Source organism: Francisella-like endosymbiont (assembly GCF_003069505.1).
Taxonomy (GTDB): domain Bacteria; phylum Pseudomonadota; class Gammaproteobacteria; order Francisellales; family Francisellaceae; genus Francisella.
The window spans coordinates 121,545-138,949 of the sequence record NZ_QAPC01000005.1 but is presented as its reverse complement, the minus strand read 5'-3'; the positions used below and the strand labels follow the sequence as shown (position 1 = coordinate 138,949).

The window sequence follows — 17,405 nt, the reverse complement described above, 5'->3', positions numbered from 1 at the left end:
GCGGGAAACGAGGCTCGAACTCGCGACCCCAACCTTGGCAAGGTTGTGCTCTACCGCTGAGCTATTCCCGCGTTATAGAGTCATATATTACCTTATTTTGAGTAGTTGTCAATAGTGATATCGCTTTAAATTAATAAGATTATTATTTTTCAAATATTTAATATTATTTATATAATTATTTTTAACTAATTATTAACATCAAAATTGATTTTGAATATATTTTGAATATTGTTTATAAGCTCAACATTAGGGGTACTACTAAAATCAACATTGCCATTATTATTGACTGGCTTGTACTTTTTGAGTGTTTTAGCATCAGTAACTAACATATTCAACAAAGCAGTTTCATTAACTGGCTTATTTGCTTTAGCATGAATAGCTATATTTTTTGGATTTTGTAAAAATATTGCAAAAGCTGATAATGTCTGTTGTAAGAATTTGTCTTGCTGTTGTACTACAAAAAGTTGTAATAAAGCGCCATAAGATCCTAAGATTTGCTGTGGTGTTGTATTTGGATCCTTATTTATATAACGAGCTACTTTTTCAAGCAATCCATAGTTAACAAATTTAATATCGACATTATTTAAACATAACTGATTAGTACAATCATAAAGATTAGTTTGATTTTGTGTATTTGTGCCGATATACGGTAGTAAATTTAGCTTGCCATTTACTACTGCATTAGTGCTTGCACTTAAGCTAGCTAAGCCATCTGCTTTGATATAAAAGTTAGTATTATAGCTAGTGCCCTCAAACTGATGCTGTGAAACTATTGTAAAATTAATATTGTTTTTATCTAAAGCTGAAAATACTTCGATTATAGGTGAACCTTTAGGGAAAAAGTTTTTTTCAAGATTAAGCTCAATCATAGAGCTAGAAGTATTTGACTGTATGTAAGCATTATCTAAAGCATTACTAAAGCCAGCAACGATATCATTGATTGTTGTATTAGCTAAATTAACTCCATTAATAACAATATTATACTTAGTATAGTTTTGAGAACCTAATTTACCATCAACTTTTAACATCAACTGACCAGGATTTTTACCCAGCTTAGCATTAATATCTAAAATAGGCGTTTGCTTGTAATTTTTACCAAGATATTTATTAGTGATATCTTTTAGAACTTCTAAGAAATTAGCATCAAACTCAACGGCTTTGATCTTAGCATCCATAGATTCACTAAGTAGAGTTGCTAGAAAGTCTGCGTTAACATTAGTGTTAGGCAAGTCGATATCTTTTAATTTAGCAGCTGCTTTTAGCAGTGGTTTATTATTTATCTTAGAGTCAAGACTATAGTTAATTGTACTATTGTTATAATTATAATTAATTTCTAAATTATAGATAGCTTGCCCTAAACTGGTCATAGCAATACTAAATAATCCCTGATTTTCAGCCAACTGTTTAGGATCTATTTCTGCACTGACTAGATTACTGTTAGCCACCGCAGCTGCTAAATTAGCTATACTCAAACCTTCTACTTTGGTAGTGAAATTATTTTTGATTGCTTGATTAGCATATAAACCTTTGAAAATAATTTTATTTATAGTTAGATTTGGATTTTTTGAGTCGCTGCTCATTATTAGAATATCTGATGCTACAACACTACCCTTATCATCTTGATTAATTTCACCTATAGTTATCTGTGTTTGATATGGGAATAGAGAATCAAGGTTACTTTTGAGAATACTTTTAATATTATCCTGCTGTTGGCTACTTAACTGCTGAGTATTAGTAGTTGGTGCAGCATATAAATTGACTGTAGCAAGTGTAGCAGTACATATCGATGTTAATAAGAATATCTTTTGTAAACGCATCTTATAGCCTCTTTTTGTTAATTTATTTTTTCTAATTTTAAAAACTCTAAATCTTTTTTACGCAATGAAAATGAGCCACAATTAGTTTCAAAAGCTATTGGTCCACCTAAGATCGATTTGTTTGTTACAGTCATTTGCTGGTCTTCAATCACGCCCATTGCGATTATCTTATCTTTGAATGCAGTCGGACAATTTGTATGAAAGCCTCTAACAATAAATTTATCATTTTTGTTATAAGTCATAATAAAACCCTATATATTTACATAACTATTAATTATAATCTTTTCTATTATAACATTAACATTATTAAACGCTTGCCAAGTTTAATAAATTTATTCAAAAAAATAACACTTATGAAAGATCTATCAAGACTTGATATTCCCAAAAAAATAGCTAAAGACAACTCACAAGAGCCTCAACAACCCAAAAATACTAAGAAAAAAAAGATTTTAATAGCCTTAGTTGTATGTCTTTTAATTTTAGCTGTAGCATCTAAACTTATAAATAAGCATTTAAAGAAGATAAAAGCTGAACAAGAAAAAGCCAAAATAGAACTACAAGCAGAAAAAAATCAAATATCAAAAACACTAGATAATAAACAAAGTTCAAAAGCAACTAATGATCAATCAGCTGATTTGACTGCTAAAGAAAATGGTTCAAATGATAAAATGGTGTTTACATTTTATAACAATCTCAAACATGATAGTGTTGAGGTAGATGTAGTACCAGAAACGCAAAGAGCACAATATAAATACACTTATATCTATCAAATTGCCTCTTTCAGAAATATGGATGAAACCACTTGGTATGTCAAAAAAATGAAAGAAGATGGTCTTAACCCTCAATTTGAACGCGTAGGCAACTGGATTAGAATGTACATAGGTCCTTATGACAGTAAACGTGCGATGGCTCCGGATATCATCAAGCTACAAAGAATTGGCCTAAATGGTGGTTTCCCTCGTGAGATTAGTCGCACCAAAATAGAGTCTAAAGATAATAATAAAGATTCTAACTCTAAAACTTCTGATAAAGATTCAACTAACAATAATTAAAAAAATTAATATATAAAGTCTAATTTAGACATTTAAATACTTTAACTTAATGAGTCGGTACTAGTTAAACAAAAATATAAATCATTTAATTAAAAGAAAATTGTTGATTTAATAAATAAAAACTTTATAGAAAAAGTTGGCTGAGTTTGCCGAAGTATTCAATGCTCTTATACAATCAAATCAACAGTCTTAAAAATTATTTTTTAATTCTCTTAATTTAACAAACATCTCTCTACCTAAACTATAATCAGGTAAGACTTTCAAAAGCGTCTTATCTGTCATTGCCCTGATAAAAATATTTAATTTGGCCTCTTCAGCTAAATTAACCACTGGTTTATACTCAGCAGCTAACTCAGCAACTTGATTTCTGTAATAATTAAAATAACAATCATCAGCAAGGATACTTAATGCAAAATCAAGATTATCAACCCAGTAATCATGAGCAGGATATGGCTTAATATCACCATCTAGCTTAGCAATTTTGACTAACGAGTCATATAATTGATTTACATCAGCTGATTCAGCTTGGATACCACCGACTCCAGCATTAAATAATGTATCACCACAGAAAAGCGCACGCTCTTGCTCAAATAAAAAACATACATGATCATCTATATGGCCAGGCGTATAGATAATCCTAAAGCTAGTAAAACCAAGATTTATAAAACTTCCATCTTTGGCATAAATATCTGGCTTAAATAAATCATTTTCAGTATATGCATAGACTTTGGCATTTGGATATAACGCCAATAATTTTTTAACTCCAGCAATATGATCACCATGTTTGTGTGTAATCAATATAGCCTCAAGCTGTAATTTATTCTGTGCAATAAATTCGACAAAGATATCAGATTTTAAAGGATCTACAACAATAACATGACTCTTATTATATAAGAGATACTGATAGTTTCTTAAGCTATTATTTAAAAACCATCTTTTAATTTGCATACTGATAACCTAGTTAATTATTGTCATAAACTAATCTTGCTACTGATAAGTCTAAGCCACTACTTCACCATTTTTTATAAAAAACTTACATAACATATGAGAATATTTTTCTAATTCTGCAGTAGATAAGAAGTCCTTAAGATATCTCTCAATATAATCATAAATCATCTTAAAACAGTAATTATCAGATTTAAGTATCGCAAAATCTAACAAAGTAAGAATACTGTTATAATCATGATTTGCTCTATCAAGTACCTTATCACAAAGTCTACTAATTGGCATATTAAAGGCATTGATATAAAGCTTAAGCATTTCAGCAGATATATTTAAACTTGCTAATTGTTTCTTTGCAAACTTCTCTGCACTAACCATTTCACCGAATTTAATCAGTTGTTCTAAATACACTCTACTTAGAGCCTTGGTCGTATCAGATTTATTATAAATATCTGCTAGCTTATTAACATCCTTTGCTGCTGTTAAAGCTAAGATTATAAGTTTTTCCTCAAGATCCTCTTTTAGGTAGGCATCATACTTTTCTAGAATCTTCAACGCAAAAGCATCATCACCATCTGCTAAGGCAATATTACCAGCAAGATTGACAATATTAGGCATAAATCTTGGGTCATTTTTTTCTAGCATTACAGCTATTTTTGTTTGGGCTTCACTAAATTTCTGCACTAGATAAAGCTTGAATAATTCTAAAAACTTATATGTAAAGGTTTTGGAATCAATGTGCTTAAGAGCTTTTTCTAATTCTTTAATGTCTTGAGTAGCTCCAACTACATTTAGCTTCCTAAAGAGAACATAGTCTTTTAAGTGTTTAGGAGTCAATCTCAAGATATGACCAATACTAAACTTTTTAACCAGCCTATTGTTTTCTAGAGCCATATCCGCAACAAGATCAGCAAACTTCTCTTGCTTATCTACACTAAATAATCCTATAATCCAGCTAAATAACAAATATGGAAACTTAAAAGCTGATCTAACGATTCTAACACCAAGGATTAATATAAACAGTACTATAAAAGCTATAAATACAAACGCAACTAGATTTATTTTGATAGTTTTATCTGCTAGAACCAACATGATATAACCATGATACTTAGCCGCCCATATTCCAACTAAAGTAGCTAAAGCAACAGCTATTACAAGTTTAAAAACTTTTATCATTTTCACTTCCTTCTGCGCTTATATTAGTTTTATTTAAATTTGACTGTTGAGCTAGAAGTTGATTTTGTTGCTTTGATAACTGATTAATAAGCTTATCAATACTAGTATTAAAGCTGTCAAGATTTTGAGCCTTAATACTTTGTATATTATTTTCAAGTTTTTTAGCATTATCATTTTGGACAAAATATTTTTTAACAATATAAACAAGATTATTTTTAGCCTTATCTATAGCATCTTGATTGTTAATATAAATAGCACTTTGTAGTGAAACCAAAGATCTATATAAACTATCAGCAACAAACTCTTTAGCCTGTGTAGTTGCCACTAGATTTTGATTTTTTGGTATATCTTGAATCTCAATAATAGCGCTTAAAAGCTTGATATATTTATTTTGTGAATCTTGTGACTTAATTGTAGTGGAGATATTTTCTGGCGTTAAATACTCAAGTTTAGTAAACTGCTGCTCAATTGAGATAAATTCTTTGATAGTATTATCTCTTGATGAGTATTGCTCTAAAGCACTATTTATATTCTGACGCTCACTGACACTTACAGTTGCCACCCTGCTAGCTTGTATTTTATCAAAGGCGCTATCTACTAACTCAGATGCTTTTTGAGAATCTCCATCAAAAATCATCACATCTTTAGCTAAAATTAAATAATTTATAGCTGCTTGAATATTTATCACACTCATTTGCATATACAAATCTTTTACAGGAATAGCCATTTGATTATTAATAGTTATGAGTTGTGATTGAAGAACCTTAACACTCTGTGTCAGGGCATCATTTTGTGCACTTAAATCATCAGAGATATTCTTTTGCTGGTCTTGAGTTGATTTGATTGCTTTAATCTGCTTATCAAGAGCTATATATGCCTGAATATTAGCATTAGAATTTTTAGCCTGAGATATCGAGTTAATAAGCGCATAGCTAGACAGACCTAACGCCGCTATAGATATTACTAGAGTAATCTTAGCAAATGCCTCTATTGAAGATTTATTATTTGCTACTGTTGTTTTTTGAGCTGATTTATCTTGAGTGCTATTTTTTTGCTGGTTGTTTTTTTCTACTGACATCTTTTGCCTCTGTAAATTCTAATATTCTTTGACAGATATAATTATTATCTAGTTTCTCAAGTTTTAAGGTGTTTTTAAAGCCTTGTTGATTAACAAATTTTAGCATCTTTGGGCTTGTTATGGTAATTGTTGCAGCCTTTGGAGTAGTTATTTTTTCAAAAACTCTATTTAGTGATTTAAAAACATCAAGACTCGTAGCAATAATGATATCCGGCTGCTGATACAAAAAAACTTTATTATAAGCATCTATCAATTCATCAAGATCTATAAAAACTCGCAAATATGTCTCAAATTTATGACAATCTGTCAACTTAGATAACTCTTCAAGCAAAAGATCATTACCAGAGACTCCTGAAATAATCGCAAACTTATCTGTTGAAATATCATTCTTTAATATAATATTCAAAAGCTCTTGTGAACCATACCTAACTGGATATATAACATCAAATCGATATTTTTTTAGCACAGCAGCCGTACTAGCACCAACACTATAGATTTTTTTGTTTTTAAACAAATCAGCAGGATATTGATCAAATAGACTTTCAACAGCATATTTACTAGTGAATATTAAACTGGTGTAGTCAACAATATTCTTAGTAATTTTTTGATAACAAATTTTAATAGTGGGTAAACTTACAGATAAAAGACCATTTAGGCAGAGTTGTTCTGTTAAACTAACAGCATCATCATGAGGTCGACAAACTAGTATTTTCATTTACTGATTTTTTTAGCTGTAGCATATATATAATCAAGCATCGATCTTAAGCCATTCGCACGCGTCGTACTTAAATTATTACCAAAACCTATTTGCTTGATAAAATCAGTATTTGAAGCTAATATTTCTGCAGGAGTAGCATTATTATAAACTCTTAAAAGCATTCCAATTAAACCAGAGACTATCAAAGCATCACTTGTAGCTATGAAGTTTAGCTTACCTTGGTCTATATTACTATCAAACCAAACCTGCGATTGGCAATCTTTGACTAAGTTTTCTTCGGTCTTTTTGTCCTCAGGGAATTCTGGTAGCTGCTTAGCTAATGAAATGACATAATCATATTTATCTTCCCAATCTTCAAAAGATGATAATTCTTCGACTAATTCTTGCTGATTTTGAACAACTTGATTTTCTATCACTTTATTAACTTATTAGTAGTATTTTTTGATTTAGAATATGTTATCATATACATCTAAGTATATAAACTTTTTAAAAACTTAATATTGAGAGACCAAAAAAATACTATTGATACTTGATTGAATATCGTAATCTTTTAGGCAAGATTAAAAAATTGCTATTACAGAGAAAAAATTATAAAAAATATAAATAACTAGTTGACAGCCTCAAAAATCACCCATATAATACTCCACAAGTTCCCCGATAGCTCAGTGGTAGAGCGATTGACTGTTAATCAATTGGCCGGCGGTTCAAATCCGTCTCGGGGAGCCATAAAAAATTCAGAAAAATTTCCACAGTACTAAAAAGTTTTACTTAGGGCTGTTTAGTAGTTTATATTTTTCTCATCCTTTCTTATCTCTAAATTTATGAATTCTAAATAGCCCTAAGTGTGCTTATTACTAACATATCAGAATTACTTATATATCAATTTAGAAGTTTCAATTTAAATTATAAGATAAACTAGAATATAATCCCATTATCTAAATAAACAATTGGTTTTGATAAGATGGTACTACTAATATTCTCAACAACACTACTTAGCTTAATATTTGCGATAACAGATAAGTATAAAATAGCTAAAATACTCTTTTTTATATCACTAAGATTATTATTAGTCGTATTTATCCCCCACAATAAATATTCAGTTTTAACGAGATTAATATGAAACAAGGTGTTCTAGACTTTTTTGACTCTTTAGCTATCATTGGTATCTGTATAATCTTAGCTATGGCTTTTTATTATCAGCTATTTTTTCAAGAATTACCTTATTGCATTGTGTGTATTTCAAAGAATGGCTTGAAGCTTACTAACTTTTGGCTTGTTACTAAACTTAACTCATGGTAGTAGCTATAAGCACTATCTACTTATAATTTTAGTTGTATTATTAAATGCAGCTATGGCAATTACTCAGATACTTTTACATATTGTTCCAGGCACTGGAAATTATGGTGATGCGGTGTTTTCACTACATATGTATACTTGGAATTTCATAGTAAGTATTATTTTTATCTTATATGCTGCTATTTGTGGCTTAATCACCCCAAATGAAAATAAAAAGAAAAATTAAGTATCTTAGCAAAACTAGCTATAGTCCTAATCTTAATCCTAACATTAGCAAATACACTAAATGTATTTGTTGAATGCAACCCACAATTATGTCCATCTGATTCAAATAGTTATTGGCTCTTTAATCGCTAAAAAAATTAATTAATATGCATATATATTATTAGTCCGAAATATAGCTTCAATCTCAGCATTGAAAATTGTTACAACAACAGCTAAAAAGATGCATTTGCTAGCTATAAAAATGACTCTAGATGTTACTCCTTAGTTTTTTCATATCTCCCTAACTTCCTTCTATCTAGAGTTAATTTTTATATTTTATTAATTATTTTTTGCTATAATTTAGCTCATATTTTTATTTTTAGATTTACAAATCTCATGAAGGCAACACAAACTCTAATTACTACGACAAAAGAACTTCCAAAAGAAGCGGTTCTAATTAGTCATCAATATATGCTTAAAGCTGGTCTTATCAAAAAACTAGCCTCTGGTATCTATACATGGATGCCACTAGGTCTCAAGGTACTCCAAAAAATTCAAGACATCGTGCGTGATGAGATGAATAAGGCTGGTGCTAGTGAACTACTCTTACCAAGTGTACTACCTTCGGAGCTTTTACAAGAAACTCATCGCTGGGATAAATTTGGTCCAGAGCTTTTAAAATTACGCGATAGATATGATAGAGATTTCTGTTATGGTCCAACACACGAAGAGCCAATTGTTGATATGGCTAGAGATACTATCAAAAGCTATAAACAATTACCGTTAAATCTCTACCAAATCCAAACCAAATTTAGAGACGAGATTCGCCCTCGTTTTGGTGTAATGCGAGCGCGTGAATTTATTATGAAAGATGCTTATTCATTTCATGAAAATAGTCAATGTTTACGCAATACTTACAATACCATGTACACAACCTATTGTAACATACTTGATAAAATAGGCTTAGCTTATCGCCCTGTTAAGGCTGACACTGGAGCTATAGGTGGTGATAACAGTCATGAGTTTCAAGTATTAGCAAATACTGGTGAAGATATTATTTGTTATAGTAATGGTTCTGACTATGCTGCAAATATTGAGCTAGCTACTTATGCAAAACCTGATTTAAGTCAAAAAATAAGCTCTCAAAAGCCAATTACAATTATCCATACACCTAATATCAAAACCATTGATAAACTTTGTAATCAAATGGATTTTGATATCAAACAGACTGTTAAAACTATGGTTATCAAGGATGCTAAAGATAACTTCTTTGCTTTAGTTATCCGTGGTGATCATGAACTAAATGAAACTAAAATTAATAAGCTTGAGCAAATAGTTGCACCGTATACATTAGCAACTAAAGAAGAGATTTTCTCACTATTTAATGCAAATCCTGGTTCACTTGGTATATATAACTGCCATATTAGTATAATTGCTGACTATAGTGCAGTTGTAATTACAGATCTAGTTTGTGGCGCTAATCAAGATAATTATCACTTTACAAATGTAAACTGGGATAGAGATGTAGCTAACTATCAAGTTGCTGACATTAGAAATGTAATAGCTTGTGATATCTCCCCTGATGGTAAAGGAACTCTAGAGCTTACAAATAGTATCGAAGTTGGTCATATTTTTGAGCTTGAGGATGTTTACTCAAGACCCATGAATGCTAATGTAATCGGTCAAGATGGTAAATTTAAACCTATGCTTATGGGTTGTTATGGTTTTGGTGTATCGCGTGTGATGGCTGCCGCGATTGAACAATCTCATGACGATAATGGAATCATATGGCCAGAAGCTATTGCTCCATACCAGGTTGCTATATTACCTATCAACTACAACAAATCTGACAAGGTTAAAGAAGTAGCAGATAAAATTTATCAAGATTTGCTTGCAAATGGTATCGATGTCCTTTTAGATGATCGAGGTGCTAGACCTGGTGTGATGTTTGCTGATGCTGATTTAATAGGCTACTCTCATCATGTAGTAATTGGTGATAGGCTGCTAGAACGAGGTTTAATCGAATACAAAAATCGTAAAACTCAAGAAAAACAGCAAATAACAATTGAAGAATTATTAAATATATTGGTTTAATTCTCTACCATAGACTTTATCAAAATCATAAACTTAGCAAATGCATCATTATTATAAGTATTTTCATCTAAAGTAATGTCATTAATAAACATTATTTGACTATACTCTGAGAGCATTGGCAAAACTGGTTCGGAAACATTATTTTGTTGGTAATAAGTAACTAAAGTATTTCGATACTCTTCAAATCTATATATCATCAAATAAATACTCATCATTAAAGAAAGCTGTATAGCTAGATATATTAAAAATAACCAGCTTAGTTTAGTAAGCTGATGATTGAGCCTATTAACAATATAACTACTATGATTATAAAACTGTTGCATCGTAGCTATGAAAAAAATAGCATCATATATTAACAAAACTCTTTGATTTAAATTATATGATTTCGAAACTGGTGTTAACACAAATATTGAGCAGATAATTGCTCCACCATAAATAAAAGACTTCGTTTTTGGAATATTTTTATTAGAAAATATTAAAATTAAAAAAATAAACATCAAAACTAAAAGGATTGCTGTATCACTTGGTTTTGTTATAATTTCAATTATTAAATATATAATATTACCAAACATATTAGCATACCTTTCAGATGATATAGTATCTAGTCTGACATAATTACCAGGAGTTAGTATTAAGATAACTCCTCCTAACGTACATGCTACAAAAAAGTATAAAATATTCTTATTTATAGTTTCTCGAGAAACTTTCTTATCTAAGAAATAAGCTAAAGATAAATAATTGCCACACCCATGAATATTTCATTATATAAACCAATAAAGAAACCTACAAATAAACTAAAACAAATAGTTTGTTTGTTTTTTATTATTGATAGATAATAGAAAATAGTTAATAAAGTTATCCCAAAAAATATTGTACTGCAGCGGTCTTCCATATAACATTAGCAATAAATCCTGTCTGATAAAAAATAAAAATAAAAAAGAATAAGTATACCAAGAAATCTCTCGAAAATAGTTGTACCCTACTTCTAAAAGTTACTATCTTATATGAATACAAGATAAACAAATAAAAGCATACAGAATTTATTATATTGATCAAAAATACAGATAAATAAATATACTTCTTACTCAAGAATAAATAAATTAATGCTTGTGCAGACACACGCACTGTCCAATGAATATAATTTGACGCAATACCTCGAAGATAGATAATGAAGCCCTTGCTAAGAGCATCCGTGTAAGCTCTATCAAAATCATCTGCTCTTAACGGCTGTAAATAATTTATGATAAAGAAAAAAGTTATTATCAAAATAGCTATTAATATATTTGTACATTTGATTTTCATAAGTAACATTAAACAAACAAGTTTCTAAGTAGCTTATATTATTTATAAACTTAAATTAAAGTACAAGCAAAATAGAAAACGTTTGTTCTAAGCTAAATAGCTTTTATGATTTAAATAATAGTTTAAGTTAAATAATATATAGAAATATTAAGCTATATATTTTATTAATAAGTAAGAAAAATGTATTATAAAAATAGATTATTTTAAAAGTAAGTAACTAATGAGCAACATTAAATACAGAAAGAATATAGATGGTTTAAGAGCTTTTTCCGTTTTGTCTGTAATTTTCTTCCATTTAAATGTTAGCTGGATTAAATCTGGCTTTCTAGGTGTAGATATTTTCTTCATAATTTCAGGATATCTTATTACATCAATAATAATTAGAGATTTACAAAACAACTCCTTTTCTTTAAAAAACTTTTATCTTAGAAGGATTAGAAGAATATTGTCTACTTTAATTGTTGTTCTTAGCGTCTCAACATTTTTGCATGGTTAATACTTCTACCTCAAGATTTAACAGACTATTGTGAATCACTTATAAGTGCTATTGCGTCAATATCTAATTTTTTCTTCTTTCTAAAACTTGATTTTGGATACTTTGGTCAGTACTCTCAGATAATTCCACTACGTCATACATGGTCTTTAGGTGTAGAGGAACAATTTTATATTATTTGGCCTTTAATATTAATCTTATTATTTCGTTTAAACTTTGCTACGAAAAAGAAACTTTTTATTATTTCAGTAATCTTTTTAGTAATTTCTACTACTATCTTCTTATCAGGAGAATTTAAACTATATGTTTTAAGCTCACAAAGATGGTATTACTTCCCGACTCATAGAGCATTTGAATTATTATTTGGATGTTGTTTAGCTATTTTCCTAAATAACAACTTAAAAACATCTATCAACAACAAACTAGCTCTTAATATTCTTTCAATAATTGCTACTATAATGTGATAATACCTATATTTTTTATTAATGTCAGCTTTCCTAGCTTTTGGACTATAACCACATGTTTTGGAGCGACTTTTTATATCTACTGTGGTAATAATACTAACTTTACTCCTGTCATAAATAAAATACTTTGTTTAAAGCCTTTTGCTGCAATAGGACTAATTTCATATTCTCTATATTTATGGCATTGGCCTATTATTTCTTATATTAATTATCTAAGTATTGAAAAAACTAGCACTGTTTGCACTATTATATTAATTATTAGTATCATACTTGCTTTTTTAACATATCTATTTATTGAAAAACCCTTTAAGCATAAATACAAGTTTAGCTTTATTAAAAGTTTTATAGGATTATGGTTATTATCTTTAATATTAGCTTTTTGTTTTTACATTGCCTCAACAAACCATAAGTTTGGCTTTAATTCTTCAGATCTTTTTAACCAAAATAAGCTAACCTATAGTTATGGCTTTGAAAAAATAGATCAAAATAACTGCTTTCTTATGATTCAATCGCTTAGCTTCAAATCAAAGCAACTCCCAAATGTAAGCAAATGTTCAATTGGAAATACAAACTCCAAAAAAACTAACTTCCTTCTAGTTGGTGACTCGCATGCCAGATCAGAAATACCTATGTTAAGTACATGGCTTCAACATGCAAACCAGAAAGCTTATGTTGTAACACAAAAAACTACTCCTTTCTTATCTGATTTTCAAAATGTTGTCGAATATGTTTCTGTTACTGATAGAAACAAAGCTATATCACAATTAATAAAGTCAAAAAATACAAATATGTAATTCTTGCTGGTGAATGGTCTAACTCAATTTATTTAGACTCTATTAATTCATTAGGAAAATCTATAAAACTAGTAATAGAAAATGGTAGTACACCAATACTAATTTTAGATACACCAACACTCGCTACTGACATTATGAACCTTTGTCCATTGGAAAAAATTAAACTACCATCCTTGTTTAAATCACACTCATGCCAGCTAAGTATAAGTTTTGTAAAACAACAGAAGGCTTCTTTTTTAAGTTTAATAATGAAACTAAAAAAAGAATTTCCTCAGTTAATAGTTATAGATCCCAAAAAAGCTATATGTAATGATAAATACTGTGATATTGAAATAAATAATATACCTATATATGCAGATTCTAATCATCTTAATTATATTGGCTCAGAGTTGTTAGGGGGAAAATATATGGAAAAATATGGTAACCCATTTGAATTTGTTAAGTAATCAATATAATTTCTAACATTAAATCAACATCAATTAATCTAACTTTTACATACAAAATTCTATATATACTTATGTTTAATATTATATACTTTAATTATCAGTACTTATTTCCAAAAGAAAATATGATTCAAACAAAGCCTTATATTGACACTATGCCATCTGTATATGACAAATTTGCTTTGATGGCGGCTTGAGTGCATAAAGCTGTAAATTTCACTCAAGGTGCTTCTGTTTTTGATACTCCAAAATAGCTAATTGAGCGTACACGTTTTTACATGCAGCAAGGCAAAAATCAATACTCCCCAATTCCAGGGGCTGCTGTACTACGTAAAGCAATAGTACAAAAACTAAGCATAGATATAACTATTGATAATGTTGCAATTACTGCAGGCACACAAGAAGTTTATTCTCTGTAATTTCTGCTTATGTTCGTCAAGATGATGAAGTTATCATGTTTGATCCAATATTTAATACTTACCCTTGAGTCACAAAATTTAATCAAGGTAAATGTGTAGACTAAAACTACTGTTAAATGGTAATATAGATACAAACACTATTGCAAATGCTATTACAAATTATACTAAGCTTATAATTCTAAACTCTCCTTATAATCCTATGGGAACGGTTATATCTAAAGACAAATTCAAAGAAATTGCAAAGATTGTCAAAGATAAAGATCTTTTAGTAATTTCTGACGTGGTTTATGAGCACATACATGCTGGAGAGAAATTTACAAGTGCTATACAAATATCGGAGTTATATCATAAACTAGCAGTGTTTTCAATCTCTTGGCAAAACTTATAATCTCACTGGCTAGCGCCAAGGTGTAATTATTAACCTTCACAAATGATAGAAAATATGCTCGCAATAAAGCAGTTTACAACACTCTCTGTGGTACACCCAATGTAACTAGCCTTAGCTGAGAGTATCTTAGAACATCCTGAATATTATGAAAACCTGCATAAACTCTACAAAAAGCAAAATCAGTTACTAAGAGAGAACTTAAAAGGCTCAAAATTTAAAATCGTTGATTGGCAAGGCTTATCTTTTCAAATTCTTAATTATAGTGAGATAAGCAATCAAGATGATGTATAAGTTTGCTAGTAATTGAATTAAAGAGTACGGTGTTGGTTTAATACCGATATCATCACTTTTTGGAACTCCTAAAAATGGGCTTTTAAGATTATGTTTTGCTAAAAAAGATAATGACATAATCAAAGGAACTAAAATCTTAGCAAGTATCTAAATCTAGTCAGGCTACTATAAAAACATCATATTGAATTTATTCAATATATCATTATCATCAGTATTTTTACTTAGATTGATTATCAGCTATACTCAATAGCCAAATTCAACATAGCTTATAGAGAGATATAATCTTTAGAATTGATAGCCATAAGTAAACATAGTCAATTAAATTAATTAGAAGCGAAGATTATAGCAAGAAATTAAGTTTTTTTAGTAAGAGAATCATAGCTTAGAATACTAAATATTAGCGTAGCGAATATTTCCTTCTATTATACCTACTAAAGCTGATGATCTAATTGAATTTCCTTGACTACCATATTTAATCGAAATTCTTGTAGTATTATCAGGTAATTTCTTCATTGCTACTTGTAGTGAGTCTGCAAGATCACTATCGCTAGCAGAGTCTATTTCAGCATAAGTACCATTATTTTTGTTAACTGATATATCATATGGATTACCTTTGTAATCAAATGTTTGACCGTTTTGTATTGCTTGAAGAGTAGCATTATAAACTGTATCAAAATTATAGTTAAGGGTAGTTATATAATAACCATCTTTATATTGATTCCCTTTGTCACTAGCACAACCTGAAATAACAATTAGCGCAACACCCAAAAAAATATATCCTTATTTTTAGTCTTTTCATAGTCTTTTAACTATACATATTTTAATTAATTAACATTATATTATTATCTTATTTATTTGTCAACATACAACATACCTTTACAGTAACATAAATTTACTATTAAATAATTTGCTAAAGCTTGCCAAACTCTTTATAGAAATACATCGATCATCTTATTTATATAAGGATAATAGCTATGTCAAAACTAAAAGTTAGTATAATCTAGTCAGATATTATTTGGGATAATAAACAAACCAACTATTGTAATCTAGTAGAATACAATTGCAGATATTGACCGAGATACTGATGTTATTGTGATGTGTGAGATGTTTAATACTGGTTTTATAATGAATCCAATTAATGAAGCAAGCCTGCAACGAGACATTTTTAATTGGATGTACAATCAAGTAAAAGGCAAAAACTATGCAATAGTCGGCAGTGCTGCTACTTATAGTGATGGTAAAATGGTCAATCAACTCTATTTTGTAACACCTGATAAATAGTTTTATACATACGATAAAAATCATTTCTTTGTCCATGCAGGCGAAGACAAAAAGTATACAACAGGTAATAAGTTCAAATTATAAATTATAAATGTTTTAATATCCTTGTAACAGTTTGCTTTGATTTAAGATTCCCAATCTTTAATTGCAATAATAACGATTATGATATTCTTATTAATGTTACATGCTGCACAGAATCTCGCCGTCAACATTAGCAAGCATTACTAAAAGCTCAAACTATAGAAAACCAAGCTTTTATCATAGCATGTAATTGAGTGGGTAATAATCCTAATTTCAGTTATGCTGATGACAGTATGACTATTGATTATAATGGTGACACATATTAGCTCATCAAGAATTCAAACAAGCAACCTTAAGCGCGACTTTAAGATAAAGATAAATAGAAACAACATAGTAGTAAGTTTAATTTTCTTACATCTCAAGATAAATTTACTCTTCACCTCTAATAATTTTGGCTAGTTTTTGTAATACTGCATTAACAAACTTATAGCCTTCTTCGGTACCCATACTATAACATATCTCAACATACTCTTTTATAATAACCTGATATGGGTTTTCAAGGCACTCTATCAATTCCGCTATAGCTGCTTGCAAAACTGCATAATCGACATAATTAATTGACTCTATACCGTTATTTGAGTTTTCTTGAATGTATTTGTTTATAGAGTCTTGATTTGACTTAACCGCATCTACAAGTCTATAAAAAAGATCCCAATCTGTAGAGTGTCTATCAGCATTATCAGCATAATACTGAGTCTTAAGCTCAGCAAATGTATTATCGGCAACTTTCTTTTGGTACAAAGCTTGTACGGTATATAAACGAGCATTATTTCGAGCTCTTGCTGTAGTTTTCATAGGTCTTTATAATATAATTTCTTAACTAAGTTTTATAGGCGATAATTATACTCTATTAGCAATAATATATATAGCTGTTATGATTGATTAATGTGTTTGAATGACAAACTTTTTGATACCAATTATTAAATTTCTGTAATAAAATACTACCTAAATAATATTGTTTAAAATAAACCGATGAAAAATAGTATCCAAATTATCATATTAGCGCTTATAGTGATGGTACTAGCAGCATGTAGCAATAATACAAATTCACAATAATTTTCAAAAACACCTT

General features: G+C 29.5%; 13 protein-coding genes, 2 tRNA genes and 5 pseudogenes. 8 read left to right on the top strand and 12 right to left on the bottom strand.

Annotated features, from left to right (window positions below):
• The 3 genes from C9379_RS08105 to C9379_RS08095 all read right to left on the bottom strand — a co-directional run bounded on the left by C9379_RS08105 (position 1) and on the right by C9379_RS08095 (position 2,059).
• Positions 1–71: transfer RNA gene (locus tag C9379_RS08105), tRNA-Gly, on the bottom strand.
• Positions 72–185: 114 nt separating this feature from the next.
• Positions 186–1,817 (bottom strand): hypothetical protein, encoded by a 1,632-nt coding sequence (locus C9379_RS08100; protein ID WP_343377581.1) that lies wholly within the window; start codon positions 1,815–1,817, stop codon positions 186–188.
• 17 nt (positions 1,818–1,834) lie between these two features.
• Positions 1,835–2,059 (bottom strand): FeoA family protein, encoded by a 225-nt coding sequence (locus C9379_RS08095; RefSeq protein ID WP_143385228.1) that lies wholly within the window; start codon positions 2,057–2,059, stop codon positions 1,835–1,837.
• A gap of 111 nt (positions 2,060–2,170) precedes the next feature.
• Between C9379_RS08095 and C9379_RS08090 the strand changes: the two genes are divergently transcribed.
• Positions 2,171–2,869: an SPOR domain-containing protein gene (locus C9379_RS08090; protein WP_143385229.1), complete on the top strand. Its 699-nt coding sequence runs from the start codon at positions 2,171–2,173 to the stop codon at positions 2,867–2,869.
• Between the two features lie 189 nt (positions 2,870–3,058).
• Here the strand turns inward: C9379_RS08090 and C9379_RS08085 are convergent, their stop codons facing one another.
• The 5 genes and pseudogenes from C9379_RS08085 to C9379_RS08065 all read right to left on the bottom strand — a co-directional run bounded on the left by C9379_RS08085 (position 3,059) and on the right by C9379_RS08065 (position 7,196).
• Positions 3,059–3,817, bottom strand: a complete 759-nt coding sequence (locus C9379_RS08085) for a hydroxyacylglutathione hydrolase family protein (RefSeq protein ID WP_143385230.1) — start codon at positions 3,815–3,817, stop codon at positions 3,059–3,061.
• 13 nt (positions 3,818–3,830) lie between these two features.
• Positions 3,831–4,987 (bottom strand): annotated as a pseudogene (locus tag C9379_RS08080) (heme biosynthesis protein HemY).
• Positions 4,971–6,065 (bottom strand): hypothetical protein, encoded by a 1,095-nt coding sequence (locus C9379_RS08075; RefSeq protein ID WP_143385231.1) that lies wholly within the window; start codon positions 6,063–6,065, stop codon positions 4,971–4,973. The pseudogene C9379_RS08080 and the gene C9379_RS08075 overlap by 17 nt, the downstream one beginning before the upstream one ends.
• The gene (locus C9379_RS08070) at positions 6,031–6,780 is read right to left on the bottom strand and encodes a uroporphyrinogen-III synthase (protein WP_143385232.1); all 750 of its coding nucleotides are present in this window, start codon (positions 6,778–6,780) and stop codon (positions 6,031–6,033) included. The genes C9379_RS08075 and C9379_RS08070 overlap by 35 nt, the downstream gene beginning before the upstream one ends.
• A complete protein-coding gene (locus C9379_RS08065; protein WP_143385307.1) occupies positions 6,777–7,196 on the bottom strand; it encodes a SufE family protein in 420 nt (139 codons plus the stop codon). Before C9379_RS08065 ends, C9379_RS08070 begins: the two co-directional genes overlap by 4 nt.
• 238 nt (positions 7,197–7,434) lie before the next feature.
• On the opposite strand from C9379_RS08065, the gene C9379_RS08060 reads away from it, so the two are divergent.
• From C9379_RS08060 to C9379_RS08050, 3 genes and pseudogenes are all read left to right on the top strand, one after another.
• Positions 7,435–7,509: transfer RNA gene (locus tag C9379_RS08060), tRNA-Asn, on the top strand.
• A 390-nt stretch (positions 7,510–7,899) separates the two neighbouring features.
• Positions 7,900–8,436 (top strand): annotated as a pseudogene (locus C9379_RS08055) (disulfide bond formation protein B).
• Positions 8,437–8,679: 243 nt separating this feature from the next.
• Positions 8,680–10,377, top strand: a complete 1,698-nt coding sequence (locus C9379_RS08050) for a proline--tRNA ligase (protein WP_143385233.1) — start codon at positions 8,680–8,682, stop codon at positions 10,375–10,377.
• Here C9379_RS08050 and C9379_RS08045 read toward each other — a convergent pair.
• Both C9379_RS08045 and C9379_RS08040 read right to left on the bottom strand, forming a co-directional pair.
• Entirely contained in the window at positions 10,374–11,054 is a 681-nt protein-coding gene (locus tag C9379_RS08045) for a DUF6056 family protein (protein WP_343377583.1), read from the bottom strand. The two genes, C9379_RS08050 and C9379_RS08045, sit on opposite strands and share 4 nt — an antisense overlap.
• A 178-nt stretch (positions 11,055–11,232) precedes the next feature.
• Positions 11,233–11,679 (bottom strand): DUF6056 family protein, encoded by a 447-nt coding sequence (locus C9379_RS08040; RefSeq protein ID WP_343377580.1) that lies wholly within the window; start codon positions 11,677–11,679, stop codon positions 11,233–11,235.
• 220 nt (positions 11,680–11,899) lie between these two features.
• On the opposite strand from C9379_RS08040, the gene C9379_RS08035 reads away from it, so the two are divergent.
• The 3 genes and pseudogenes from C9379_RS08035 to C9379_RS08025 all read left to right on the top strand — a co-directional run bounded on the left by C9379_RS08035 (position 11,900) and on the right by C9379_RS08025 (position 15,122).
• Positions 11,900–12,175: an acyltransferase family protein gene (locus tag C9379_RS08035; RefSeq protein WP_318263444.1), complete on the top strand. Its 276-nt coding sequence runs from the start codon at positions 11,900–11,902 to the stop codon at positions 12,173–12,175.
• Positions 12,176–13,136: 961 nt separating this feature from the next.
• A pseudogene (locus C9379_RS08030) lies at positions 13,137–13,876 on the top strand (SGNH hydrolase domain-containing protein).
• 194 nt (positions 13,877–14,070) lie between these two features.
• Positions 14,071–15,122 (top strand): annotated as a pseudogene (locus tag C9379_RS08025) (aminotransferase class I/II-fold pyridoxal phosphate-dependent enzyme).
• 239 nt (positions 15,123–15,361) lie between these two features.
• On the opposite strand, the gene C9379_RS08020 reads toward C9379_RS08025, so the two are convergent.
• Positions 15,362–15,745: a DUF3568 family protein gene (locus tag C9379_RS08020; protein ID WP_425536937.1), complete on the bottom strand. Its 384-nt coding sequence runs from the start codon at positions 15,743–15,745 to the stop codon at positions 15,362–15,364.
• 236 nt (positions 15,746–15,981) lie between these two features.
• Here C9379_RS08020 and C9379_RS08015 point away from each other — a divergent pair.
• Positions 15,982–16,719: pseudogene (locus tag C9379_RS08015) on the top strand (nitrilase-related carbon-nitrogen hydrolase).
• Here the strand turns inward: C9379_RS08015 and nusB are convergent.
• Positions 16,703–17,128: a transcription antitermination factor NusB gene (gene nusB, locus C9379_RS08010; RefSeq protein WP_143385234.1), complete on the bottom strand. Its 426-nt coding sequence runs from the start codon at positions 17,126–17,128 to the stop codon at positions 16,703–16,705. The pseudogene C9379_RS08015 and the gene nusB overlap by 17 nt on opposite strands.
• Positions 17,129–17,405 lie beyond the last annotated feature (277 nt).

Bases quoted from the DNA above. Each gene is read 5' to 3' on its own strand.
- C9379_RS08040 (WP_343377580.1), bottom strand. From the start codon at position 11,679: ATGAAAATCAAATGTACAAATATATTAATAGCTATTTTGATAATAACT.
- C9379_RS08085 (WP_143385230.1), bottom strand. From the start codon at position 3,817: ATGCAAATTAAAAGATGGTTTTTAAATAATAGCTTAAGAAACTATCAG.
- C9379_RS08090 (WP_143385229.1), top strand. From the start codon at position 2,171: ATGAAAGATCTATCAAGACTTGATATTCCCAAAAAAATAGCTAAAGAC.
- C9379_RS08070 (WP_143385232.1), bottom strand. From the start codon at position 6,780: ATGAAAATACTAGTTTGTCGACCTCATGATGATGCTGTTAGTTTAACA.
- C9379_RS08050 (WP_143385233.1), top strand. From the start codon at position 8,680: ATGAAGGCAACACAAACTCTAATTACTACGACAAAAGAACTTCCAAAA.
- nusB (WP_143385234.1), bottom strand. From the start codon at position 17,128: ATGAAAACTACAGCAAGAGCTCGAAATAATGCTCGTTTATATACCGTA.
- C9379_RS08035 (WP_318263444.1), top strand. From the start codon at position 11,900: ATGAGCAACATTAAATACAGAAAGAATATAGATGGTTTAAGAGCTTTT.
- C9379_RS08075 (WP_143385231.1), bottom strand. From the start codon at position 6,065: ATGTCAGTAGAAAAAAACAACCAGCAAAAAAATAGCACTCAAGATAAA.
- C9379_RS08100 (WP_343377581.1), bottom strand. From the start codon at position 1,817: ATGCGTTTACAAAAGATATTCTTATTAACATCGATATGTACTGCTACA.
- C9379_RS08095 (WP_143385228.1), bottom strand. From the start codon at position 2,059: ATGACTTATAACAAAAATGATAAATTTATTGTTAGAGGCTTTCATACA.